General features: G+C 43.0%; 2 protein-coding genes. Both read left to right on the plus strand.

Annotation, left to right across the window (positions count from 1 at the left end; genetic code table 11):
• On the plus strand, nucleotides 1–1,438 hold a 1,438-nt coding region (locus ABNT28_RS10730), incomplete at its 5' end, for a DUF1800 family protein (RefSeq protein WP_348721588.1).
• Nucleotides 1,435–2,583, plus strand: a complete 1,149-nt coding sequence (locus tag ABNT28_RS10735; protein WP_348721589.1) for a DUF1501 domain-containing protein — start codon at nucleotides 1,435–1,437, stop codon at nucleotides 2,581–2,583. The genes ABNT28_RS10730 and ABNT28_RS10735, both read left to right, overlap by 4 nt.
• Nucleotides 2,584–2,772 lie beyond the last annotated feature (189 nt).

The raw sequence follows: 2,772 nt of genomic DNA on the forward strand, positions 1-2,772 counted from the left end.
TCTTAGGCCTGATGAAGCAAGTTTGTCGAACCCACTGGAATGGGCTCAAAATCAAATGGAAAACACACCTGATTTGATCTGGCCAGGTCGCATTTACAGTGAAGCTGAAATGCTTGATATTCGTCGTGATTTTACAATTTCCGAAGCCGAAATTGACGCAACAATCAAGGATCCTGAAGAATCTAGGCGCCTGAGAAAGAAACTATACAACCGGTCAGGTCGTAAGTTTTTTGAAACATATGAACTTGCCATTCGTCACCATCAAGCGATTTATAGCGACCAGCCAGTATTTGAAAGATTCTGGCATTTTTGGGGTAACCATTTTGCAATAGTCGACAAACTTAAGCTTCCAATATTTAACACTGGTGCTATGCAGCGTGAACAAATTCGCCCCCTCATGACTGGGCGTTTCGACGATATGGTATATGATATAACATTATCTTGGCCGATGATCAGAAGCCTTGATAATTTTCTGTCGCGTGGCCCTAAATCAGATTTCAATGTTCGGCGAAAGAAAAAGAACAAGCCTGTCAAAGCATTAAATGAAAATCATGCACGCGAATTGCTCGAATTGCATACCGTATCTCCTGCGTGCGGTTACACTCAGGACGATGTGATAAACGCCGCCTACATAATGACTGGATGGGGCTACACAAACGGAGAAAAAGGTTGGGAAGGCAAAAAAATAGGCTTTGAAGGTTCATTGCATGAGCCTGGTACACATAAAGTGCTCACTCAAAAATATAAAGCGAGTGGTTGGGATAAGAAAACCAAAGGGCGCAAACAGCTTCGGGCATTAGTTGAAGATTTATGCAATCATGAAAGTTGTCGGAAATTTATTGCTTGGAAATTATGTAGGCATTTTATTTGTGATGACCCAACATCTGAAATGGTCTCTCTGGTAACCGACGCTTGGGAAAAATCTAATGGAATGCTCCCCGAAATACATAAAGCCGTCTTAGAAGCATCATGGCGGTTTGGTGATAATGAGCGAAAATTCTTGTCTCCCGAAACTTGGCTTTTGCAAGTTGCCCGCATGACGGGCGCCAATTGGCCTGGTGATCCATCCGTGTTCAAATATGACTTTAATTCAAAACCTACATATAAACAGCTTAAGCCGGTTACGGTTCTCGCTGAACTTGGTCACCTCCCATTTCGCGCAAAACAGCCAAACGGATTCCCTGATACTGAAGCTGAGTGGTTGTCGCAAGAATATCTTGTTCGGCGAATTTCATTAATAAATAACCCCTCTCAAATTGGATTACCCAAAGACAAAACGCTCGGGTTAGAAATTGCCAAGTCTGTAATTGAAAAAAACATTGATGATCCAGAAGATAACCTGGCCATTATAAATGCCCTTGGGAAAGAAGGATCATATACCACACGGTCTTATCCCCTAATCGCGGCACTGTGTAGCGAGAGGATATTAAAGGTATGATTACTTCAAGGCGTGTTTTTCTTTCAGGGTCAGCTTCTTTGATCGTTACGTCAGCACTGGCAAGTAATGCAGTTGCTACTGGTAGCAAAAAAACGAATTTAGTCGTCGTAATGTTGCGAGGTGGAATGGATGGCCTTGCTGCAGTGCCATTCGTAGGTGACAACGTCTTGAGTAACGCAAGACCAGATATCGGCATTGATAACCCTATTTCAATAACTGGTGATTTTGCACTTCACCCTAAACTTAAGAGCTTCAAATCGTTATGGAAAAAAGGCAAAGCCTCAATTTTTCATGCAACGTCAATACCTTATACTGGCAGATCGCATTTTGAAGGACAGTATTTAATGGAAAGTGGCGGTGTGACGCCCTATATCGATAAAACTGGCTGGCTTGGACGCGCCCTAGAAGGTGGCGGCAAAAAAAGCCTGTCTATATCACTTCCAATGCCATTAATTCTTCGCGGCGGAAGTGATCTGGATAACTTCATGCCATCTCGCAATTCCTTGCCTAAAGATGACATATTGAACTTGCTTGCAACTAACTATTCACAAGATGACATGCTAAGTAGCACGCTAGCCACGATCCGAAAGCGTCCAATTTCAATGATGAATATGCGCAATCGTTCAGGTGATCAGGACGTCAGCGGGCTTGCCAAAATAGCTGCAAACCAACTTGCTGACCCTGACGGGCCAAGTATCGCTGTTTTTGATATTGGCGGCTTCGATACGCATTCTGGACAGGGTGGAGACCATGGTGAGCATGCTGAACAATTACAGCAATTCGACAATGTTATTGGCACGCTTTATGAAAATCTTGGTGATGCCTTTTCAAACACAATCATCGTTTCGTTAACGGAATTTGGTCGTACTATTGAACAAAATGGTGGCTCTGGCACTGAACATGGGTATGGAACTGCCATACTTATGGCTGGGGGCTTGCTTCCTGAGTCAAGAATTATTAGCGATTGGCCTGGCTTGAAGAAAAAAGACCTTTTTGAAAACCGTGATTTGAACGCCACCATTGATGCACGTGCCGTATATGCTTCTATAACTGCGCGCGTGTTGGGAACTGAACATAAAAAGGTTGTTGAAGATGCATTCTTTGGAGCCGACCTTCCTGACATGACCAACCGTATTTTTGGCTAAGTGTTTTACTAACTAGTTTAATACAAATTATCCAATCCAAACAGTTATCATTTTGTCATGATATGGGATGCTTTGGGAAAGAAGGAATCTTATTATTAACCCTGATCGAATGTGGGGTCCAAATTGGTACAGTCAGAATTCATGACTCAGATCAGTGGTTTACAGCAGAGTTTCGAATCCCGTCCCTCC

Source organism: uncultured Candidatus Puniceispirillum sp. (assembly GCF_963979125.1).
GTDB lineage: Bacteria > Pseudomonadota > Alphaproteobacteria > Puniceispirillales > Puniceispirillaceae > Puniceispirillum.